This window comes from Exiguobacterium sp. s194 (assembly GCF_018618275.1).
Classification (GTDB): Bacteria; Bacillota; Bacilli; order Exiguobacteriales; family Exiguobacteriaceae; genus Exiguobacterium; species Exiguobacterium chiriqhucha.
On the sequence record NZ_JACSLT010000001.1, the window covers coordinates 148,644 to 169,896 of the forward strand.

The following is a 21,253-nucleotide window of genomic DNA, read 5'->3' on the forward strand; positions in this document are numbered from 1 at the left end:
AATGACGGTACAATTACCGATTCGGTTTCGCAATATATTCTTTATTTTAATTGGTTCCTTTATTTTCGCGTTCGGCGTCTATCATTTCAACGTCCAGAACAATTTGGCGGAAGGCGGATTCACGGGCATCACCTTGATTCTGCGCGGTTTGTTCGACTGGTCGCCATCGATCACGAACTTGGCGCTCAACATCCCGCTCTTTTTTGTCAGCTACAAGCTGCTCGGGCGGACGACGTTCATCTATACGCTCATCGGGACGTTCAGTTTCTCGCTCTGGTACGCCCTCATCGCCAAGTACTCGAATCTAATCATCGATTTGACGGACGATATGGTGCTCGCGAGTCTATTCGCCGGTCTCTTCATCGGGGTCGGTCTCGGCATCATCTTCAATAACGGTGGGACGACGGGAGGCGTCGATATCATCGCCCGACTCGTCCAACGTTACGTCGGATGGTCAATCGGCAAGACGTTCCTCGTGTTCGACTTTTTCGTCATCGTCCTCAGCTTGACGTATCTCGATATTCGCGAGGCGATGTACACACTCCTCGCCGTCTATATCGGCGCCCGCGTCATCGACTCGATGCAAGAAGGGACATACGCTGGCAAGGCCGCCATGATTATCAGCGACCATCGTACGGCCATCGCTGACGGGATTCACGCCACGATGAACCGCGGGACGACACGGCTCCTCGCCAAGGGTGGCTATTCGAATAAAGAGCTCGAAGTGCTATACGTCGTCGTTGGACGAAACGAAGTCAATCGGTTGAAGACGATCGTCAAACAGATCGACCCGCACGCCTTCGTCACGTTCCACCACGTCTATGAGGTCGGCGGTGAAGGGTTCACGTTCGATGAGAACCGTGTCCCGCTGAAATAAGTCACGACAAACGACGCCCCGTTCGGATGAACGGGGCGTTTCGTTATGGCTCGATTCGGACAATCTCAAAATCGAGTGGGCCGGCCGGTGAAGCGATTGATACGGATTGACCGACGACGCCTCCCATCAACCCGCTACCGAGCGGGGACGATACGGAAATCGTTCCTTCCGCCAAATCAGCCTCGAGCTCACCGACGAGGCGATACGTCTCATCATTCCCGTCCGGTAATTCCCGAATGACGACTCGGCTCCCGAACGCGACGACGTCAGGCCGACCCTCGTCGACGATAACGGCATCGGCGAGCAGTCGCTCCAGTTCGACAATTTTAGTCTCAATCCGCTCTCGTTCCCGGACCGCCTCCACGTACGTCACGTCTTCACGAAAATCACAAAACTTTCGGGCCGTCTTGACGCGTTCGAGCGCCTCATGCCGGCTATCCCCGCGCAACGTCTCCAGCTGTTCTTGTAAGCGGAGCCGTCCCGCTTTCGTCAATTGTGGTTGATTCATCTGCTACTCCTTTCGAAAGCAAAATTAAAAAAGTCCCGTCACGTGGACGGGACCCTTGATTCTACTCATCACGTGGCATGAAGACGATGAGCGCCAAGCGGATCAGTTCGGCGACGGCGACAAGTGTGGCCGCCACATATGTCCAAGCCGCCGCGTTGAGCACTTTGCGTGCGCCCGACTCTTCCGTTGCCGTGACGATGCCGTGGCTCGTCAATTCAGCCATAGCCCGTTTCGAGGCATCGAATTCGACAGGTAACGTGACGAGTTGGAACACGACCGCCCCGAGCATCATGATGACACCGAGTTGGGCGAGCCCCATCGCGCCGAGCAAGAAACCACCTAAGAGAAGTGGGAACGACAAGTTCGACGTGATGTTCACGACCGGGACGAGACGGTGACGGACCCGCATCAACTTATAGTCGGATGCATCTTGAATCACGTGGCCAATCTCGTGGGCCGCAATCGCAGCCGATGAAATCGTCGACCCTTGATACACTTCGCGCGACAGACGGACGACTTTATTGACCGGGTCGTAATGGTCACTCATCAAACCATCGACCATCTCGATCCGGACGTTATGAACGCCGTTTTGTTTCATGATGAAGTCAGCGACCTGTGCACCCGTGACTCCGCTTTGAATCGGTTGTTGGAGAAACTTTTTGTACGTACTTTTCACTCGCATCTGGGCCCATAACGGAATGAGCATAATCAGTGCAAGATAGAAAATATAGCCACCTAATGACATGTTCTCTATCACCTCTGCGTGTATTTGATAATCTGATTTTACATTCTAATGAACTTATTATCAAGCGAAGTGCGTAGGATGATGTGGTATCCCATAAAAAAACATATTCCGGTCAACCAGAACGACCCGTATCCGATCCAGGCGATATGTTCGGCCAGTGACGGATAACGCGGCCATTGTCCGAGCACGTAGTCGACGACGTCGTTATGGATGACCCAGATGAGCGTCAAGACGAACGAGCGGACCGTCCATGTCATGAACGGTGCGTACAACAGCGCCTGGAACGCCATCGCCCCGTGTGACACCATCAGCATGACGGCCATGAGCACGGTGAACGTCTCGGCATCGGGACCGAGTTCCCGTAAGAACAAGATGTTCATGATGACGGCCCATACCCCGTATTTGATGAGCGTCACGAAGGCGAGCGTCTCCATGAGGGGTGACTTCTTCCCGGCAATCCATAAGCCGAGCACGACCGTGAAGAAGAACGAGGCCGTCGGACTGTCCGGCACGAACGGCCAATAGATGAGCGGTGTGTCACGGAGCTGGGGCTCATACCAGACATATCCGTAAATCGTTCCGAACAAGTTGATGATGAACAGGAGCACCAAGACGGTCCGATGGGTGAGAAACGGGCGTAACATATGTATCATTCGTGTATTCCATCCTTTTTTTCTCTATTGTAGCGCAACGGAGGCGAAGTAAAAAGAAGCGTGACCCGTTAGACGGGCCACGCTTCTTGAACCAATCGATTATTGGTTGTTTTCGCCGCCTTCACCGTATGAAGCGATGAATTCAGACATGGCTTGGAGATCTTCATCCGAACCATCCCATTGACCGGCTGGCATCGTACCGACACCGTTGACCGCGATATCCGCGATTTCTTCGGCCGTATACTGTGTGCCGACGAGTGCAGGAGCTGCTGCCCCGCCTTCGAGGTTCTGACCGTGACAGTTCACACAAGACTGAGCCGAGTAAATCTCATAGCCAGGTGCGGCCGTATCGATTTCAGGGCCCTCGCCCGGAACTTCCAAGATCCCTTGTTCATGAACTTGATCCCAGTGCGTCGTTTGAACCGATTCCCACGTCAAGTAGAAAATCGACAACACGCCGAGCAACATGAAGCTAATGGCGACCGGACGTTTCGCCGGACGGCGTTCGAGTCCTTGGTCAAGCCATGGTGCGATCAAGAGCGCCGTGAAAGCGACCCCTGGCAAGATGACCGTTCCAAGCAAGATCCAATCCCCTGCTGCGAACTGATACTTGAGCAATTGATACAAGAACAAGAAATACCAGTCCGGAAGCGGAATGTATGACGTGTTCGTTGGATCGGCGATGTTTTGGAGCGGTGGGGCCTCGACAATCGTCAAGGCGATGAATCCGATCAAGAAGACCGAACCGACCATCCACTCTTTCAACAAGAAGTTCGGCCAGAACGCTTCCGTGCGTCCTGGATACTCTGAATAGTCTTTAGCAATATTTTGTTTCCGATTCGAGATTCCTACTCGAGAGTCGGTTACAAATTTCATCCCTTTACCGCGATGCATATCGTTTCTCCTCCTTTTTGTCTTCGAATCGGCTTATAGCGGTCCTGAGATCCCTTGCTTACGAATCATCAAGAAGTGGGCTCCGAGGAGTCCGAACAAGGCCGCCGGTAAGAAGAAGACGTGAATGGCGAAGAAGTTCGTGAGCGTCCGTGCGCCGACGATCTCGCCACCGGCGAGAAGCGTTTTGGCGATACCACCAATGACCGGGACACTCTCGGCAATTTGAAGTGTAACTTTCGTCGCGAACAACGCTTTCATATCCCACGGCAACAAGTACCCTGTAAGACCGAGCGCCAAGACGACGAAGAACAAGAGAACACCGACGACCCAGTTGAGTTCGCGAGGTTTCTTATACGACCCGGTAAAGAATACGCGGAGCGTATGTAAGAACAACATGACGATCGCAACCGATGCGCCCCAGTGGTGCATCCCACGAACGATTTGTCCGTGCGCGATCTCGTTTTGAAGATAGTACACCGACGCGTGCGCGTTGATGATGTCTGGTACATAGTACATCGTCAAGAACATCCCTGACAGAATTTGAATCACGATCGTGAAGAACGTCAGACCGCCGAAGCAATAAACAAATGCTGAAAAGTGATGGGCAGGGTTGACGTGTTCTGGAACTTCATGGTCAGCGATGTCGCGCCATAACGGCGTGATGTCGACGCGTTCATCGACCCAATCATAAATTTTTTGTAACATCGACTATTCCCCCTCTCACAACTGTGCGACTGGACTGCCCAAGTATAGGAAGCCGTCTTTTTCTTCTTTTTCGTAGCGTGCAAGTGGTGCAGTCGGAGGCGTACCAGGAATGTTCGTTCCATCTTTCTCATAGCGACCGAAGTGACACGGGCAGAAGAATTCTGTCGGTCGAGTCGGGTCTCCACCATATCCTACTTGGCAGCCGAGGTGCGTACAAATTGGAGACAAGGCGATGATTTCGCCGCTCTCATCTTTAAATACCCACGCCGAAAGCGTTTCTTCAAATTCATACCAAGCATCTTGCGTTTGTTTCTTAAAGTCGACACGTTGCGGCTCAGTCGTGATGTCATCAAGACTGATGACTTTTACTTTATCGCCCGCTCCCGATTTTTTTAAGACCGGATCGATCGCAAAGTTGACCATCGGACTGATCAATGTTGCCGCCATAAAGCCACCTACACCAGTCAACGTATACGTTAAGAACTGACGGCGTGTGACTTTTGACCCATTTTGAGCCATTTCGTTCCCCCCTCATTCGTGTGCATAACCCCATAATTCTTTATGCATTCTTCACAAAAATTTCTCACTCAACAAAATAGTATATCAATAAAACCTCCACGTCAACCGCTTCATGTCGCCATCCAACGGCTCGAAAGATCGGTAATGACTTGCGTCGCAAAATTTTGAACCATCGTGTGCGACTGCTCGCCGGACATTCCTTTCAACGCAAGCGGCGGAACGAAAATAATCGGCAGTTCAGAGCCCTTGAAACGCAAATCCGAGGAGATGAACAACACGTGGGTAAACCCCGATGCCGTCGCCTGAACAGTAACTTGTTCGGCGAGCGCACGCCCTGCCTCCGCGTCGACATAACTGATTGTCGGGCTTAGCATCGTCCGGCCGGACAATTGGCGCTCGGTTTCAAGTGCCACCGCCTGGATGACTTCGTTTCCTTCGGCTTTGCGCACCATGTCCTCATCAAACGCCAGTTCGACGAGCGGGACGACGAGCGTATCGACGTATTGGCGTTCTGAGAGCGACTTCATCGCGTCTAGACCATCGAACCTCATCTTCCTCCTCCTCTCCATTAGACATACATCATTATGTTCATTGTAGCGTACCTACAATCGTTCCCTCTGCGAAACTTATGAACGAAATGTGAAATTATTGTGTATTCCTACGTCATTAATATACCAAAAAACAAGCGCTTACCATAACGGAAGCGCTTGTTTTTATTAAAATAATTTTGAGGCTCGGACTTGATGGAGCTGGCTCGTCAAGTTGCGGAACAATTTCTCGTCCCGTCGGTCGAGTGCCTTATCGATTTCGACGAGCAGACGCTCCTCCTCGAACTGGGCAACCGAGGCCCGAATGACCGTCTGGGCCGACGTCGTCACTTCGTCTTTCACTTCGGCGACGGGTTCGAACGGATTCAATTCCACGATATCAATCCACAGCTCATCAATCATCATGCCTTGAAAGTTCAACTCCACGTAGATGGCGCCGTCGTGGAGCCGGATGTCGTGATACGCCTTCTCGGGATTGACCGTGATGAGGTCACCCCGACGGTAACGGAACGGTTCGCCGTCAAATCCATACGCCGTCATAATCAAACTGCGCGGTGAGACCGAGGCGTTCGTGACGAAATGAACGTTCCCGAGTTTTTCTGGATGTCTGAGCCAGTAGTCGATAATCCACTTGGCTTCTCGTTTACGAAGCGTATGATGAGCGAGGAATCGCTTTAAAAATGTTCTTTTCCGCTCGACCATATGACCCCATCTCCTTTATATCGTTTAATCGTGATCCGTCAACCGTTCGAGCCGCTCTTCAAGTGCTTGGCGGTCATCGACATCGACAGTGAGCGCAAGCGTTTGCTCGAGCACTCGTTGCGCTTGGTCACGCTGTCCTTCTTCTATCAATAGTGTAGCCCATTCAATCGCAAATGACACGTCCTCTTTATAAACTTGCTCGATCGACCGGTATAACGTGACGGCCGTATCATAGTCTTCAAGTTCATAGGCCGCTTTCGCCTTGTACCATGTCATGAGCGGGGAAGTCGAATGTTCCTCGAGCGCATCGATCGTCTCGAGGACGGCCTCCATGTCCCCACCTTCGAACAAGACCGATAAGAGCAGCTCAGTCGCCTGAAGCGACTCCGGATTCAACGCGAGAGCCTCGCGCAATTCCGTGACCGCCTCATCTGTCCGACCTTGTTTCAAGAAGAGTTTCGCTTTTACCGTGCGCAACTCATCGTTATAGTCGTCGCGGTCAATCCCTTGGCCAATCACCTCGAGCGCCTCATCGAAGCGGCCTAGTTCGTCGAGCGCTTCCGTGTAAGGCAGATAGAGCGACGTGAAATCGGGGTCCATCGAGCGAAGCGACTCAAACTGTTTGACGGCAATTTCGTCACGGCCGATGCGGTGGGCCGTCATGGCGTGACCGAAAATCGTGTTCAAGTTGCGGTCTTCCGCTTTCTCATACTCATCGAGTGCCTCTTCGAAAGAGCCGATCATCGTGAGCGCCTCCGCGTAATCGGCCTGATAATCGAGTTCTTCCGGCAAGCGCAAGTGCGGCAGACGCGCGTACAGCGGGACCGCCTGTTCGAACGAGCCGATCGACGCGTACAACTCGGCCAATCCGTAGATGAGGAGCGGTTCGTCCGGGTTCGTCTCGAGCGCCTCCATCAGTTTCTTGACGGCGACCTCGTCCAACCCTTGTGATTGATATAAATCGGCGAGGAGGACGAGACTGCGCATATGCGCTTCCTTGTCCGTCGTATCGATTTTCTCGAGGACGGCAATCGCCTCTTCTTCCCGGTCACTGTCCAAGTAGGCCTCGGCGAGCGACAAGGCGACGTGCGGGTTGCCCGCATAATCGACATATAGCGCCGCGAGCAACTTGACGGCCCGATCGGCGAGGCCGAGTTCGAGGTAGAGATCGGCGATGGCCAACCGGTCCTCGTCCGACCCTTCCTTCTCGAGCGATTCGAGATGCATGAGGGCATGCTCCGTCTCACCTTTTTCAAGCATCTCAATGATATGGTTTAATTCTGTTTCGTCTAACATCGTCAAAATTCCTCCTAGCGGCTACTCGTATTGACGTTATTCTATCTCACGACCGAGTCGTTGTAAATCGTCACGGAAGCGCGGATAACTCACATCCGCTGCCTCGACGTCGTCAATCGTCACATGTTCCGTCGTCAATAAGTCCGCAATTTGGAGCATCATCGCCAAGCGATGATCTCCGTGCGAGGTGACGTGTCCCCCGTGCAAACGGCTCGGATAGACGTCAAAGCCGTCATCCGTCTCGCGAAGGTCGACACCGAGCGCCTTCAATTCGCTCGCGACCGTCTGAATCCGGTCCGTCTCTTTTACGCGGAGCTCCCCCGCATCCCGGACCGACGATGGGCTCGATGCCTGCGACGCGACGAGGGCGAATAATGGCAACTCGTCGATTTGATGTGGGATGGCGGTCCCGTCCAACCGGATGCCATGGAGCGTGCTCGTCGACACGGTGACGTCCCCGACCGATTCTTCTCCGAGTGCGCGGACGTTCGTCACGTCAACGTGCGCCCCCATCCGTTCGAGCGTGCGCAAAAAGCCAATCCGTGTCTCGTTCAAACAGACGTCGGTCGTCGTGACGCGACTATCCGGGACGAGCGCGGCCCCGGCCCACCAAAAGGCGGCCGAGGACGGGTCAGCCGGTACGGCCACCGTCGCGCCTTCCAGGACGGACGGCGACAGCCGAATCGTCCGAACCCCCTCTTCCGAGGTGATGTCAATCTGCCCGTTGAACAGCGGCAGCATGCGTTCGGTATGATCCCTCGACAAGACCGGCTCGCGCACGATCGTCGGGCTGTCCGCACGGAGTCCAGCCAATAAGATGGCCGATTTCACTTGCGCGCTCGCGACAGGCAACGTGTAATCGATGCCCGTCAACGCCCTCCCGCGGATGTGGAGCGGAGCGACGTCACCTGCAAGGTCGGCTCCCATGGCGCGCAACGGGGCAGTGACGCGACGCATCGGTCGCTTCGTGAGCGAGGCGTCGCCGGTGAGCGTGAACGTACCGTCGTAGCCTGCAAGCAGTCCCGTCAAGAGACGCATCGTCGTGCCGGAGTTCCCGCAATCGAGTTCCGCCGACGTGAGCGACGGGCTGCCAGTGATGACGAGTCGTTCCGCTTGTTCATCGACTTGTGCGCCCAAACGACGGATCGCCTCGAGCGTCGACCGGCAATCCTCACCGAGGAGTGGGTCGTACACCGTCGTCTGTCCGTGCGCCACGGCCCCGAGCAATAACGCCCGGTGCGTGATCGACTTATCGCTCGGTACGCGTATCAATCCGTTCAATCCCATCTTAAAACCACCCTTTCAACTGATTGTACGCTTCGACGAGCCGCTCGGTCGTGACGCTCGTCACGGTCACTTCTTCACCGAGCAAGACGAAGCGAATCTGTCCAGTTCGATTCTTTTTATCGTGGCGCATCACCTCGAGATACGCCTCGAATGGCTGCCAGACGACCGGCGTGATTGCTTGTTGCTTCATGAAACCGGCGAGCGTTTCCGCGCGTGAGACGTCTCCGGCGACGAGGAAGGCGTACACCATTCCGTATAGGATGGCCTCCCCGTGCGCTAATCGGTACGCCTCGACCGACTCCAACGCATGGCCGAACGTATGACCAAAGTTCAGCCATGCCCTTACGCCGTGTTCCCGCTCATCGGTCTCGACGACCTGTCGTTTCACTTCAATCCCACGCGCGAGCCACGCCTCCCAATCGAGCGGTCCTTGCGCCAAGGCGGTGAACAGCTCGGTCTCGAACGAGTGCCCGAGGACGTATCGTGACAAGTAGGCATGTTTAATTAACTCGCCGAGCCCACTCAGCACGTCACGGTCCGTCAACGTCTCGAGGCGGTCGACGTTATAGTGGACGCCCGCTGGCTGATAAAAGGCACCGATCGCGTTTTTGGCGAGCGGATGGTTGACCGCGACTTTTCCGCCGACGGCTGAATCGTGGGCGAGAACTGTCGTCGGCACTTGTATGTAATGCAGGCCGCGCATATAAACACTCGCCAAAAAGCCGGCCAAGTCGCCAATCATGCCGCCGCCAAAGGCGACGACGAGCGTGTCCCGGTCACAGCCAGACGTCAACCCGTCCGCGACGAGACGTTCAATCGTCGCGAGCGATTTCGATCCGTCGCCCGGACGGACGACCGACCAGACGATTGGACGCGCGCTTGCCTCGAGACGAGTCCGAAACGCCTTCCCGTGCAGGCGATCTACCGTCTCGTCCGTGATGACCCACACGGTCGAGCACGAGAAGTAAGGGACGCGGTCGAGCCAGGCGTCCCCTCGTTCAATTGTGACGTCGTATGGAGTCGAGGCGTTCACGTGAATCGTCACCACGTGCGAATCTCCTCGCGGTACGCGTCGACGCGCGCTTGGATGCGTCCGACCGTGTCATGTCCGAACGTCTCGCATAACTCACGGGCGATTTCAAACGCGACGACGGCCTCGACGACGAGTGAGGCGGCCGGGACGGCACAGGCGTCACTTCGCTCGATTTGGGCGAGGAACGGTTGTTTCGTATCGATATCAACGGATTGGAGCGGCTTGTAGAGCGTCGGAATCGGTTTCATCACAGCGGTACAGACAATCGGCATCCCGGTCGTCATCCCACCTTCGAAACCGCCGAGATGATTGCTCAGGCGTGTATAGCCGTCGGGACCATAAGCGATCGGGTCCATCACTTCCGATCCTGGTCGATACGCCATCTCGAAACCATCACCGAACGCGACGCCTTTGATGGCGTTGACACTCATGACGGCGCGAGCGATCGCCGCATCGAGTTTCCGGTCATATTGGACGTACGATCCGAGCCCCGGGATGACACCATGCACTTCCGTACAGACGACACCGCCGAGCGAGTCACCGGCGGCTTTCGCCTCATCGATTCGATGCATCATCGCCTGGCCTGCCGTCTCATCCATCGTCCGGACCGGTGACGCCTCGATCGTGGCGCGCAATGTGTCGAGCGACTCGTATGAAGCATCGGCCTCGACCCCGCCAATCACTTTGACATAGCTGACGAGCGACATCCCGACAGCAGCGAGCAGTTGTTTGCTGAGTGCGCCGACGGCGACCCGAGCGGCCGTCTCACGTGCGCTCGAGCGTTCAAGGACGTCTCGCAGGTCACGATGATCGTATTTCAAGCCGCCGACGAGGTCCGCATGTCCTGGTCGCGGGCGGACGACGCGGCGTTTGATTTCCACGTCCGCATCGACCGGTTCGGCCTGCATCACGTTCCGCCAATGAGTATGGTCCTTGTTCTCGATCCAGAACGAAATAGGGGCCCCTGTCGTCACCCCGTGACGAATGCCGGCCCTCACCTCGATTCGGTCTGATTCAATTTGCATGCGGCGGCCGCGGCCGTAGCCGGACTGCCGTTTCGCGAGTTCCGCATTGATGGCTTGCACATCGACCTCAAGCCCGGCCGGTACACCCTCGATGATGATTGAAAGTCCAGGCCCGTGCGATTCTCCTGCCGTCAAATAACGCATAGCTGCCACCTCATTCTTCAAATTTTTCATAGAAGAAGCTCTGCTTCATCTTGTAGCCGTATCGCTTCGGTTGAAAGATCTGCTCGGTCCCTCCGACGAAGAGGACACCGCCTGGTCGGAGCGATCGGTGGAACGATGTATAAACTTTCTCTTTCGCTTCCTCGGTGAAATAAATCAAGACGTTCCGACAGACGATTAAATCAAAATTCCGTTCATACACGTCGGCCAGCAGATTATGTTTTTTGAACGTTACTAATTTTTTGATGTCCTCTGTGATGTAATAGTCGTCTCCACGGCGGGTGAAGTAACGCTGCCGAAACTCTGAGGGCAAGTCGACGAGCGCCCGCTCATGATACTTGCCTTGTTTCGCTTTTTCGATCACCACGTCATCTAGGTCCGTCGCCGTGATTGTGAACTGTGCGGGTGACAAATGTTTCGATAACAGCATCGCCAACGAATACGGTTCTTCACCCGTCGAGCACGCCGCGCTCCAGACGCGCAACTTGCCCTGGCTCTTACGGATGAGTTCCGGCAAAATGTCCGTCTCTAGTTGCTGCCAACGGACCGGGTTCCGGTAAAATTCACTCACGTTGATGGTCATGCGATCTAAAAATTCATCGTATAAGCCTCGGTCCGACTCCATCGCTTTGAAGTATTCGATAAACGTGGCATACCCTTTCTTCTCGCGAAGTGCAATCATACGTCGCTTCATCTGGGCTTCTTTGTATAGGTTTAAGTCAATCCCCGACTTCATATAAAACTTTTTTACGAAGATGGCATAATCATTTATCACCAGTTCCAACCTCAATTCTTTCTCTTCTCCTAGATCATGTCGTGCCAAAACAAGCGAAAGCGCTTTAATCCCAATATAAAAAGGGACAGGAGGCCCCCGTCCCTTTTATCGTCATCAAACGTGTGATGCTTCAGTGGCGAACCAGAGTGACAATTCACGCTCTGCGCTCTCCACGCTATCTGAACCATGGATGACGTTTTGTGACATCGTCGAGGCCAAATCGCCACGAATTGTTCCAGGTTGTGCGTCTAACGGGTTCGTCTTCCCGATCATCAATCGAGAGACGGCGACGATATTTTCGCCTTCCCACTCCATCGCTACAACAGGACCAGACGTTAAGAATTCGACAAGTTCTCCAAAGAACGGCTTTTCCTTATGTTCCGCATAATGCGATTGTGCGACTTCAACCGATGGCGTCAATAGCTCAAGACGGTTCAACGTATATCCTTTCGTTTCGAAGCGCGAGATGATTTCCCCAATCAGACCGCGTTTCACTCCATCCGGTTTTACCATTAAAAATGTTTTTTCCATTCCCCTAATCCCCCTAAATCAATATGTGTACCATGTACTTTATTAGTTTACACGGTCATCTTGATTATTGAAAGGGTTTACAAGGTGGTTGTTACCATTTTCGTTTCCCGATATACTCGGCGATTTCAATGAGCGAGCGCTTGTCCGGTACGTCCGGCAAGCCATCGAGACGTTGAATCGCCCGGTTCACGTACCGGTCGATTGTCCGTTGGCTTCGCTCGAGCGTCCCGTTGCGCTGCACTTCACGAACGAGCGTATGGGTCGTCGCGTAATCGGACGACTGGTTGACTTGCTGCAACCGACCAAAGAATTCAGGGTCTTCCGCTGAATAGAAGAGCGGCAACGTTTTATGACCGTGCTTCAAATCTTCTCCGACCGGCTTTCCAAGCTGAAAACTTTTCGCGGTGAAATCGAGCAAATCATCCGTCATTTGGAACGCCATCCCGATGTCATAGCCGAACAGCCGCAGCTGTTTGACGACTTCGGGTGACGCCCCTGAGACGACGGCCCCGGCCGCACAACTCGTCTCAATCAAGAGCGCCGTCTTTCGGGCAATCCGATCGAGATATCGTTTCGGGGACTGGCCCCAGTCGTATTGGTCTTGGATTTGATTGATTTCACCGATACAAATCAGTTCCATCGTGTCTGCCATGATTTCCATCACGCGCGGCGAGTCGACCTCAGAGACGAGTCGAATCGCTTCGCCGAACAACGTATTCCCTGTATACATCGCGACCTGCTCATCGTAACGTTCCATGACGGTCGGTTTGCCCCGGCGAAGTGTGGCGTCATCGATGACGTCATCATGGACGAGCGAGGCCATATGAATCAGTTCAAGACTCGCCGCCACTTTCGTCAAGCGGATGTCTTTCGCTTGCCCGAAACCAGCGCTCAGCAATACGAACGCCGGACGGATCCGCTTCCCGCCCGCATCAAGCAGTTGCTTCGAGGCCGCCTCGATGACCGGGTGATCCGTATGGACCCGCGTCGACAAGAAGCGATCAATCTGCTCAATCTCTCGGTTCATGTGGCGATAAAGTCGCTTCAAAGACATCGGTCACCACTTCTTTCCTAGGTGCATGGCACACGCACCGCCGGAGAACGCCTTCACTTCGACTTGTTCGAAGCCTGCCGTCTCGAACATGCGTTTTAGCGTCAACCGGTCCGGGAATTGGTCGGTCGACTCTTGGAGCCATTTGTATTGATCGTATGAGCCGGCGAACACTTTCCCGAATAACGGCATGACCGAGCCGAAATAGAAGCGATACAGTTCGCTGAACAGCGGTGCTGTCGGTTGGCTCGTCTCGAGACAGACGACCGTCCCGCCCGGTTTCAAGACCCGGTGCAGTTCACGGAGCACCGTCATGTAATCCGGTACGTTGCGAAGGCCGAAGCCGATCGTCACGTAGTCGAATGAGTGATCCCCGAACGGCAATGCCATCGCGTTACCATGGATGAGTTCGATCGTCGGATAATCGGCCACTTTCTCTTGGCCGACCGCGAGCATATTCTCGGAAAAATCAAGACCTTTGACGACACCGGTATTACCAGCCGCCTCGGCGAGTTGAATCGTCCAGTCGGCCGTCCCGCAGCAGACGTCGAGACATTTCGCGCCCGGGAACACTTGCATGCGACGCATCGTCGCTTTGCGCCACCATTTATGCAAACGGAAACTGATGATCGAGTTCATCGTATCGTAGCTCGGTGAGATTGATTGAAACACGTCATATACTTTTTGCTCTTTTTCTTTCGGTTGCAATACGTAACATCCTTTCCGTTCTAAGCGACAGCGTGCGCCAGGAGCGTCGTTAGCTGTTCTCGTTGATCTTGGCGCAGTACTGTCGCCTTTCGTTCGATGATCGTTTTTCCGTATGTGGTCAAGTAGGACCGACCTATCACCTCAGAAAACGTTTTAATCAATCCGAAGTTCGCTTCCATCCAAGTCGTGACGGATACGTCCGCATCAAGCGCGAGCGTACATTTCGCCCCATTGACAAGCTGGACCGACCGACCGAAGCGATTGCTATAGTCGGCAGGAAACAGTGCCAATATTTTATAAAATTGAGCCGAGGCGAAATCGCCGGCGAGCACTTTGAGTTGCCGCTCGAGCGAGCCGTTCGGGCAATCCTTTACTTGATCGTGCAGTTCAAGTGCTTGATGTGCAAAATACGTCGCAAGCACGAGCTGACGTTGTTGATTCGATTCGATTTCAATCATCTCGACCATCCAACGAAGTAAAGGCATGTCGACTACGGGTACAATCTCGTGTCTCGTCAAATACGGATGGTTCATGCGTTCTTCGATTTGACGAGCAAGGTCGGTGACAACGGTTTCGTATGTCATCTGTTCCATGCTATCCCCCCTCGTCCTCTTCGTTGTCATTCTGACATAGTATAGCACATTTTTGTCACATTCACGCCATGTGAACTCGCTTTCCGACACAAAAAAAGCCGCCTTTCGGCGACTTATGTATTGCCCATTATTTGACCGCATCTTTAAGCGCTTTACCTGCTTTGAAGGCAGGAACTTTGCTTGCCGGGATTTCGATATCTTCTTTCGTACGTGGGTTGCGACCTTTACGGGCAGCGCGCTCACGAACTTCAAAAGTACCAAAACCGATCAATTGAATTTTATCACCGTTTTGGAGTGCTTCAGTGATAGATTCGAAAGTAGCTTCTACAACTTGTGTAGCTTCTTTTTTCGAAACATTTGCTTTCTCCGCAACTGCTTGGATCAATTCAGTTTTGTTCATCACGATTCACCTCCTCTCACTGAGAGTTTACGGGATTAATCATATCGTACAAACGTTGATATGACAACATTTTTTAAGCAATCGGCCTATATTCGACCCGCTCAGTCGATCAGTTGTTTAAAAACTCGACTTCACCTTGTTCATTAATCGTGTACCCTTGCGAATAAGCCGGAGCGAATGGGGAGTCATTATAGAGCAAATACCGAATGTCCTCACCGACTTTTGGCTCTACATCCGTGTTCTCGAGGGCGACCTCCAGGTCGGCACGGTAGTCGACAAATAATTGTCCGGTCCCGTCGACATAGATCGGCAACTCGTTTTCCGTGTACGGACTTGGGATAATTGGCTCTTCAGAGACGAAGACGAGATCATAATCAATCGTGAATTGATTCTTTCCGAGCGACCCGTCAAACGGGAACTTGCCTTCTTTGGCCCGGAACGCGTTAATATTCGTCTGTAACTGTTGCAAGCTTTCTGACACACGTAAATCAATGAGTTTGACCTTCGGCTCCGTCTCGGCGTCCACGAGGACGTACAAGAACAGACCGCCTCCTTCGAAGCTGTTCGCCGGCGGGTCGGCTAAATAACCAGGGACGAGCCGGGCGAACTCAATCGGATAACGTTCCATGAGTGGCGTCTCGGCCGGCCTTGTTTTAATCGGCAACACTCCGGTCGTCTCCTTGAACGAGTCGACGGCCGTCTGTACCGACTTCAGTTGGTCTTCATACGGGACGTTATCGACCCGGTTCGAATCTGGGAACATACATCCACTGAGCACGGTCGCCGCCAATAGACTCGCGACCAAAAAAATCCGTTTCACGTCTTATCCTCCTGTCGGTCCTGAAGCGACCACATAAATCATGATGATCGTCCCAAATAAAAATATGACGAATGCGATGACGCGGACGAGCGCCGCGAACCATCCCGTTAGTTTCGTATGGCTGACTGCCACCATGAGCGCGGCGATGGCAAACGCCCCGATGCCCGCAAATGAAATCCACATCTTGATCAGTGACGGTGTCACGTCTATCCCCTCGACTTTCTCTTTAAATCTATCTCCGTACATTAGTGTAGCAAAAAAAACAAAGGAACTGAACGAAAACGTCAGTCCCTTTGCTCTACGTCGCCTTCGAAATGGAACACTTCTTCCATTTCATGCTTCTGCGGGCGTCTCATTAACTTTTGTACTTCATCGTGTGGGCTCTTACCTTCGAATAACACGTTGTAGAGGGCCTCTGTGATCGGCATCTCGACACCGGCTTCCCGAGCGAGCGTATGCGCCGCCTCACAGGCACGCACTCCTTCCACGACCATGCCCATTTGACCGAGTACATCCTCGAGCTTCTCGCCGCGACCGATCGCGTTCCCGGCTCGCCAGTTACGGCTATGCTGAGACGTGGCCGTGACAATCAAATCGCCGATTCCCGTCAAGCCGGAGAACGACGCCGGGTTGGCACCGAGTTTGACCCCGAGCCGGGCGATCTCGACGATCCCGCGTGTCATGAGGGCCGCTTTGGCGTTATCGCCATAGCCGAGCCCATCCGTCATTCCTGCGGCGAGCGCGATGATGTTTTTAAGTGCGCCCCCGTACTCCGCCCCGATGACGTCCGAATTCAAATAGACCCGGAACTGATCGTTCGTGAGCAACTCTTGAATCTCATCGGCCACGTCCAAGTCCTCGCAAGCGATTGTGATGGTCGTCAATTTACGGACGGCCACTTCCTCGGCATGCGTCGGTCCCGTCAAGACACCGATGGCCCGACGTTTCGACGGGTCGATTTCTTCGGCGATAATTTCCGACAGACGTTTATGCGTCTTCGGTTCGATTCCTTTGGCGGCATGCACGATGACCGCCGGTTTCGTAAGGAGCGCGTTCAACTCACGCGACACCGGACGAATCGCCGAACTCGGGACGACGAGGAATACGATGGAACGATCTTTGACCGCTACCGCCAAGTCTGTCGTCGCCCGAATCGAAGTCGGCAACGGTGCGTCTTTCAAATAGGTCGCGTTCGTGTGGGCCGTGTTGATTTCATGAACGTGGTCTTCCTCACGTCCATATAGTAGAACATCATGTCCGTTGTCAGCGAGGACGAGCGATATCGCCGTTCCCCAGCTCCCTGCGCCGATGACAGCTACTTTTGCCATAAGAGGCACCCCCATTACTAGTTTTTCTGACGAGCCACGATATGAATCGGTGTACCAGTAAAGTCAAATGCGCGGCGAATCTGGTTATCTAGATAACGTTTGTATGAGAAGTGAAGCAACTCTGGATCGTTGACGAACAACACGAACGTCGGCGGCTCGATAGCCACTTGCGTCGCGTAGTTGATCTTGAGTCGTTGTCCTTTGTCCGTCGGTGTCGGGTTCATCGCGACTGCGTCGACGATGACGTCGTTCAAGACGCTCGTCGAGATGCGACGGCGATGTGAATCAGCCACTTCTTTGACGACCGGCAGAAGTGTCTGCAATCGTTTCGACGTGAGCGCCGACAAGAAGACGATCGGTGCATAGTCAAGGAACAAGAATTCTTTACGAATCTTCTCTTCCATTTTCTTCATCGTTTTATCGTCTTTGTCGACGGCGTCCCATTTGTTGACGACGAGAACGATGGCTTTCCCCGCTTCGTGGGCGAGTCCGGCAACACGTTTGTCTTGCTCGATGATGCCTTCTTCACCGTCGATGACGACGAGAACGACGTTCGAGCGTTCAATCGCTTTTTGGGCACGCATGACGCTGTAGCGCTCGGTAGATTCATACACTTTCCCACGCTTGCGCATCCCTGCCGTATCGATGATGACGTATTCTTGCCCATCCCGTGTGAACGGTGTATCGATGGCATCACGAGTCGTGCCCGCGATGTCCGAGACGATGACGCGTTCTTCACCGAGAATCGCGTTCGTCAAGCTCGATTTCCCAACGTTCGGACGTCCGATGAGCGAGAACTGGATGACTTCTTCATTGTACTCATAGTCGTCTTTGTCTGGAGCCATGTCGAGCACTTTGTCGAGCAAGTCCCCGAGACCAAGACCGTGCGTCCCTGAAATCGGGAACGGATCGCCGAATCCGAGTGAATAGAACTCATACATGAGTTCGCGCATCTCGAAGTTGTCGACTTTGTTGACGGCGAGGACAACTGGTTTGTTCGAACGGAACAACAAGTTCGCCACTTCTTCGTCTGCTGCTGTAATGCCTTCGCGTCCGTTCACCATGAAGACGATGACGTCCGCCTCATCGATCGCAAGCTCGGCCTGATGCCGCATTTGCACGAGGAGCGGCTCATCACCGACCTCGATTCCGCCTGTGTCGATTAAATGAAACTTACGGTTCAACCACTCACCCGTCCCATAAATGCGGTCGCGTGTTACACCGGGCTTATCATCGACGATCGACACGCGATCTCCGATAATCCGGTTAAAAATCGTGGATTTCCCAATATTCGGGCGGCCTACGATAGCCACTGCTGGAATTCCCATATAAACACCTCTCTAACTTTCATTCAATAAGTCTATCGTTTCTAATTGCAACTGTACTATCATATCACAGGCGAATTTCTGTGACCATACAAAAAGAAGCGGGAGTCTGGCTCCCGCTTGAACGATCGTCTTATTTAGAATCGTCCGAGGCCTCGTCACCTGTCAATTCAGAGACAGAGAAACCTCCTTGGTCGCTATACTCGTCAAGCAACGATTGATCCGCGTCGCCACGTGATGAATCGCTCGACTCGAGCGCACGCATCGACAACGAGATTTTTTTCTCGTCAAGATGGACATCGAGTACTTTGACGGTTACTTCTTGGCCTTCTGACAAGACTTCAGACGGCGTCGCGATGTGTCGGTTCGCAATTTGCGAGATATGAAGCAAACCTTCGACTTGCGGTGCGACTTCGACGAACGCACCGAACGTGACGAGACGTTTGACTTTCCCTTCAATCACGTCACCTGGCTGAATTTTACCTTCTACCGATTCCCACGGTCCAGGCTGCGTCTCTTTAATCGACAACTTCACTTTCTCGTTGTCGAGGTCAAGTCCAAGCACTTTCACTTTGACTTTGTCTCCTTCAGTCACAACATCGCTCGGTTTCTCAACCCGGCTATGCGCCATTTCCGAAATGTGGACGAGGCCATCGACACCGCCGATATCGACAAACGCACCGAAGTCTGTGAGACGTTGAACCGTCCCTTCGATGATTTGACCGACTTCAAGCGATTCGAGCGTCTCCGCTTTCTTGGCGCTCATTTCCGCTTCGGCAACCGCTTTATGCGACAAGATGACGCGATTTTTCTCGCGGTCAATCTCGACGACTTTAACCGTAATCGGTTTATTCAAGTAGGATGAGAAGTCTTCGACGAAATGGTTCTCTACGAGCGAAGCCGGGATAAATCCACGGATACCGATGTCAACGACAAGTCCACCTTTGACCTTGTCTTTTACCATGACTTCGAATACTTCGCCGGATTCGAATTTCTCGACGATTTGATCCCAAGCTGCCTCGGCATCAACGTCTTTCTTCGAAACGACCACCTCTTCGTCCGTGACCTTTTTCACTTTGACACGGATTTCGTCGTTAACATGGAGTGATTCGTTTAAATCGTCTAAATGCATGCTTGATACTTCGCTGATTGGTAAAATTGCCTCGGTTTTATAACCGATATCGATCAACGCTTGCTTGTCCTCGATTTTGACGACAGTACCGGTCACAATTTGACCTCGATTGATTTCAAAATCAGGCATATCTTTCATTTCTTCGACCATTCCAACACTACCCCCTCACGATGAGTACAAAAAGGAGCGCCCTAAGGCGCTTACACCTAGTATAAACTTCTTATAATTCGAAAGATTTGTCAAGGTGTTATCAGGTTAGTTCCTCTCCTAGCGCGAGATTAAACCTGAAATTAACGAACGTTCCGTGAATGCTGCATGTACAAGTCACCGATTGTCGTCATAATCAAGTCGGCCGCGATTTGGGCGCTCGCCTTGTCCGCTTTCAAGCCGCTCATGTCGATCGGTTGGCCGATGACGACCTTCAGCTTCGAGCGGAACTTATACGTCCCGATAATCGCCACCGGGAGTACCGACGCGTCCGAACGGAGCGCGAAGAACCCGACGCCGGCTTGGGCTTTGCCGAGCGTACCGTCTTTTGACCGCGTTCCTTCCGGGAAAATCGAGATGACCTCGTCTTCCTTCAATTTTTGCAAGACGACTCGGAGTGCTTGTCGGTCTCCTTCCCCGCGTGACACAGGAATCTGTCCAGCCCGATTCAAAATGTGTTTCAATACCGGCACGTCGAACAACTCTTTTTTCGCGAAGAAACGAAGTTGGCGCTGTTTCGGCATCGCCCCGGCGAGCATGACCGGGTCCCAGTTCGATTGATGGTTCGAACAGACGATCATCGAACCGTCGAGCGGGACGTTTTCGCGCCCAATATACTCGACGCGGAAGCTCAATCTGCGGATGATATTGACGACACCTACCGCAAGACGATACATGCCGAACGGTCCATTGTTGAGCGGTTTCATCGTTTAATCACCTGCTTCATCAAGTGCTCGATCGCCTCGACGACGCCGTCAATCGACAGCTCGGTCGTATCGAGATAATGCGCATCGTCGGCCTGACGAAGCGGGGCGACCTCACGCTCGGAATCGCGTTTGTCGCGCAAGGCGATCTCGAGCTGTAATTGTTCGAGGTCGCTCGGCAATCCTTTCAATACGTTCTCTTCGTGGCGGCGGCGGGCCCGTTCTTCGACCGTCGCGGTCATGAACACTTTCAAGTCGGCGCCTGGTAAGACGTGCGTGCCGATATCGCGGCCGTCCATGACGATTCCGCCTTTACTGGCGAGGTCACGCTGTAAATCCATAAGGGCAGCCCGTACTTCCGGCTGGCGTGCGACGAAGCTGACGTTGTTCGTCACTTCGCTCGTCCGGATGACATCGGTCACTTCTTCCGTGCCATCGAACACGCGTTGACCGTTTTCGGACGGGACGAGACGTAAATCCATCTTGTCGATCATCTCAGCGAGCATCGGACCGTCTTCGAGACCGACGCCGTCTTGAAGCGCGCGATACGTGACGGCGCGATAAATCGCACCCGTATCGATATAGACGTACCCTAGTTTTTTAGCGAGCGTTTTCGCGATCGTGCTCTTGCCGGCCCCGGCCGGCCCATCTAATGCGATTTGTAATGGTTTATTCATAAAAATTGGGTATCGGCTCATCCCGATACCCGCCTCCTCTCGGTCATT

Annotated in this window: 26 protein-coding genes; 1 reads left to right on the forward strand and 25 read right to left on the reverse strand. The window is 53.4% G+C overall.

Features of this window, described 5'->3' with window-relative positions; all coding sequences use genetic code 11:
* Position 1 precedes the first annotated feature (1 nt).
* Complete coding sequence (locus tag KNP85_RS00750) at positions 2-877, forward strand: YitT family protein (RefSeq protein WP_021067214.1); 876 nt, start codon at positions 2-4, stop codon at positions 875-877.
* Between the two features lie 43 nt (positions 878-920).
* On the opposite strand, the gene KNP85_RS00755 is transcribed toward KNP85_RS00750, so the two are convergent.
* From KNP85_RS00755 to cmk, 25 genes are all read right to left on the reverse strand, one after another.
* Complete coding sequence (locus tag KNP85_RS00755) at positions 921-1,385, reverse strand: GreA/GreB family elongation factor (protein ID WP_214800835.1); 465 nt, start codon at positions 1,383-1,385, stop codon at positions 921-923.
* A gap of 61 nt (positions 1,386-1,446) precedes the next feature.
* The gene (locus KNP85_RS00760; RefSeq protein ID WP_029595658.1) at positions 1,447-2,130 is read right to left on the reverse strand and encodes a zinc metallopeptidase; all 684 of its coding nucleotides are present in this window, start codon (positions 2,128-2,130) and stop codon (positions 1,447-1,449) included.
* 38 nt (positions 2,131-2,168) lie between these two features.
* Complete coding sequence (locus KNP85_RS00765; protein ID WP_029595659.1) at positions 2,169-2,783, reverse strand: DUF1405 domain-containing protein; 615 nt, start codon at positions 2,781-2,783, stop codon at positions 2,169-2,171.
* Positions 2,784-2,882: 99 nt separating this feature from the next.
* Positions 2,883-3,677 carry a menaquinol-cytochrome c reductase cytochrome b/c subunit gene (locus KNP85_RS00770; protein ID WP_021067210.1) on the reverse strand — a complete coding sequence of 265 codons (795 nt, stop codon included), beginning with the start codon at positions 3,675-3,677 and terminating at the stop codon, positions 2,883-2,885.
* 33 nt (positions 3,678-3,710) lie between these two features.
* Positions 3,711-4,382, reverse strand: a complete 672-nt coding sequence (gene qcrB, locus KNP85_RS00775) for a menaquinol-cytochrome c reductase cytochrome b subunit (RefSeq protein ID WP_021067209.1) — start codon at positions 4,380-4,382, stop codon at positions 3,711-3,713.
* A 15-nt stretch (positions 4,383-4,397) separates the two neighbouring features.
* Positions 4,398-4,901, reverse strand: coding sequence for a QcrA and Rieske domain-containing protein (locus KNP85_RS00780; RefSeq protein ID WP_021067208.1), 504 nt, complete (start codon positions 4,899-4,901; stop codon positions 4,398-4,400).
* Positions 4,902-5,011: 110 nt separating this feature from the next.
* Positions 5,012-5,452, reverse strand: a complete 441-nt coding sequence (locus tag KNP85_RS00785) for a DUF2487 family protein (RefSeq protein WP_021067207.1) — start codon at positions 5,450-5,452, stop codon at positions 5,012-5,014.
* A 165-nt stretch (positions 5,453-5,617) separates the two neighbouring features.
* Positions 5,618-6,151 (reverse strand): ReoY family proteolytic degradation factor, encoded by a 534-nt coding sequence (locus KNP85_RS00790; protein WP_021067206.1) that lies wholly within the window; start codon positions 6,149-6,151, stop codon positions 5,618-5,620.
* A 24-nt stretch (positions 6,152-6,175) separates the two neighbouring features.
* Positions 6,176-7,447 carry a tetratricopeptide repeat protein gene (locus KNP85_RS00795; protein ID WP_021067205.1) on the reverse strand — a complete coding sequence of 424 codons (1,272 nt, stop codon included), beginning with the start codon at positions 7,445-7,447 and terminating at the stop codon, positions 6,176-6,178.
* Between the two features lie 36 nt (positions 7,448-7,483).
* Positions 7,484-8,734, reverse strand: coding sequence for a 3-phosphoshikimate 1-carboxyvinyltransferase (aroA, locus tag KNP85_RS00800; protein WP_214800837.1), 1,251 nt, complete (start codon positions 8,732-8,734; stop codon positions 7,484-7,486).
* A gap of 1 nt (position 8,735) precedes the next feature.
* Positions 8,736-9,782 (reverse strand): 3-dehydroquinate synthase, encoded by a 1,047-nt coding sequence (locus tag KNP85_RS00805; RefSeq protein WP_214800838.1) that lies wholly within the window; start codon positions 9,780-9,782, stop codon positions 8,736-8,738.
* A complete protein-coding gene (aroC, locus tag KNP85_RS00810) occupies positions 9,776-10,936 on the reverse strand; it encodes a chorismate synthase (protein ID WP_214713769.1) in 1,161 nt (386 codons plus the stop codon). Before aroC ends, KNP85_RS00805 begins: the two co-directional genes overlap by 7 nt.
* A gap of 10 nt (positions 10,937-10,946) precedes the next feature.
* The gene (locus KNP85_RS00815; RefSeq protein ID WP_029595663.1) at positions 10,947-11,726 is read right to left on the reverse strand and encodes a CheR family methyltransferase; all 780 of its coding nucleotides are present in this window, start codon (positions 11,724-11,726) and stop codon (positions 10,947-10,949) included.
* A gap of 117 nt (positions 11,727-11,843) precedes the next feature.
* Positions 11,844-12,260: a nucleoside-diphosphate kinase gene (gene ndk / locus KNP85_RS00820; protein WP_021067200.1), complete on the reverse strand. Its 417-nt coding sequence runs from the start codon at positions 12,258-12,260 to the stop codon at positions 11,844-11,846.
* Between the two features lie 91 nt (positions 12,261-12,351).
* Positions 12,352-13,314 (reverse strand): polyprenyl synthetase family protein, encoded by a 963-nt coding sequence (locus tag KNP85_RS00825; protein WP_021067199.1) that lies wholly within the window; start codon positions 13,312-13,314, stop codon positions 12,352-12,354.
* Between the two features lie 3 nt (positions 13,315-13,317).
* Positions 13,318-14,019 (reverse strand): demethylmenaquinone methyltransferase, encoded by a 702-nt coding sequence (locus KNP85_RS00830; RefSeq protein ID WP_021067198.1) that lies wholly within the window; start codon positions 14,017-14,019, stop codon positions 13,318-13,320.
* A gap of 20 nt (positions 14,020-14,039) precedes the next feature.
* Entirely contained in the window at positions 14,040-14,612 is a 573-nt protein-coding gene (locus tag KNP85_RS00835) for a heptaprenyl diphosphate synthase component 1 (RefSeq protein WP_021067197.1), read from the reverse strand.
* A gap of 127 nt (positions 14,613-14,739) precedes the next feature.
* Positions 14,740-15,012 (reverse strand): HU family DNA-binding protein, encoded by a 273-nt coding sequence (locus tag KNP85_RS00840; RefSeq protein ID WP_021067196.1) that lies wholly within the window; start codon positions 15,010-15,012, stop codon positions 14,740-14,742.
* A 109-nt stretch (positions 15,013-15,121) separates the two neighbouring features.
* Positions 15,122-15,832, reverse strand: a complete 711-nt coding sequence (locus tag KNP85_RS00845; protein ID WP_214800840.1) for a hypothetical protein — start codon at positions 15,830-15,832, stop codon at positions 15,122-15,124.
* A gap of 3 nt (positions 15,833-15,835) precedes the next feature.
* Positions 15,836-16,036 (reverse strand): DUF2768 family protein, encoded by a 201-nt coding sequence (locus KNP85_RS00850; RefSeq protein ID WP_021067194.1) that lies wholly within the window; start codon positions 16,034-16,036, stop codon positions 15,836-15,838.
* 80 nt (positions 16,037-16,116) lie between these two features.
* Positions 16,117-17,160 (reverse strand): NAD(P)H-dependent glycerol-3-phosphate dehydrogenase, encoded by a 1,044-nt coding sequence (locus KNP85_RS00855; protein ID WP_214800842.1) that lies wholly within the window; start codon positions 17,158-17,160, stop codon positions 16,117-16,119.
* 17 nt (positions 17,161-17,177) lie between these two features.
* A complete protein-coding gene (der, locus tag KNP85_RS00860; protein WP_021067192.1) occupies positions 17,178-18,488 on the reverse strand; it encodes a ribosome biogenesis GTPase Der in 1,311 nt (436 codons plus the stop codon).
* 130 nt (positions 18,489-18,618) lie between these two features.
* Positions 18,619-19,767 (reverse strand): 30S ribosomal protein S1, encoded by a 1,149-nt coding sequence (gene rpsA / locus KNP85_RS00865; RefSeq protein WP_021067191.1) that lies wholly within the window; start codon positions 19,765-19,767, stop codon positions 18,619-18,621.
* A 140-nt stretch (positions 19,768-19,907) separates the two neighbouring features.
* Complete coding sequence (locus KNP85_RS00870) at positions 19,908-20,531, reverse strand: lysophospholipid acyltransferase family protein (protein WP_084158430.1); 624 nt, start codon at positions 20,529-20,531, stop codon at positions 19,908-19,910.
* Positions 20,528-21,205, reverse strand: a complete 678-nt coding sequence (gene cmk / locus KNP85_RS00875; RefSeq protein WP_214800936.1) for a (d)CMP kinase — start codon at positions 21,203-21,205, stop codon at positions 20,528-20,530. Before cmk ends, KNP85_RS00870 begins: the two co-directional genes overlap by 4 nt.
* Positions 21,206-21,253: the final 48 nt, after the last annotated feature.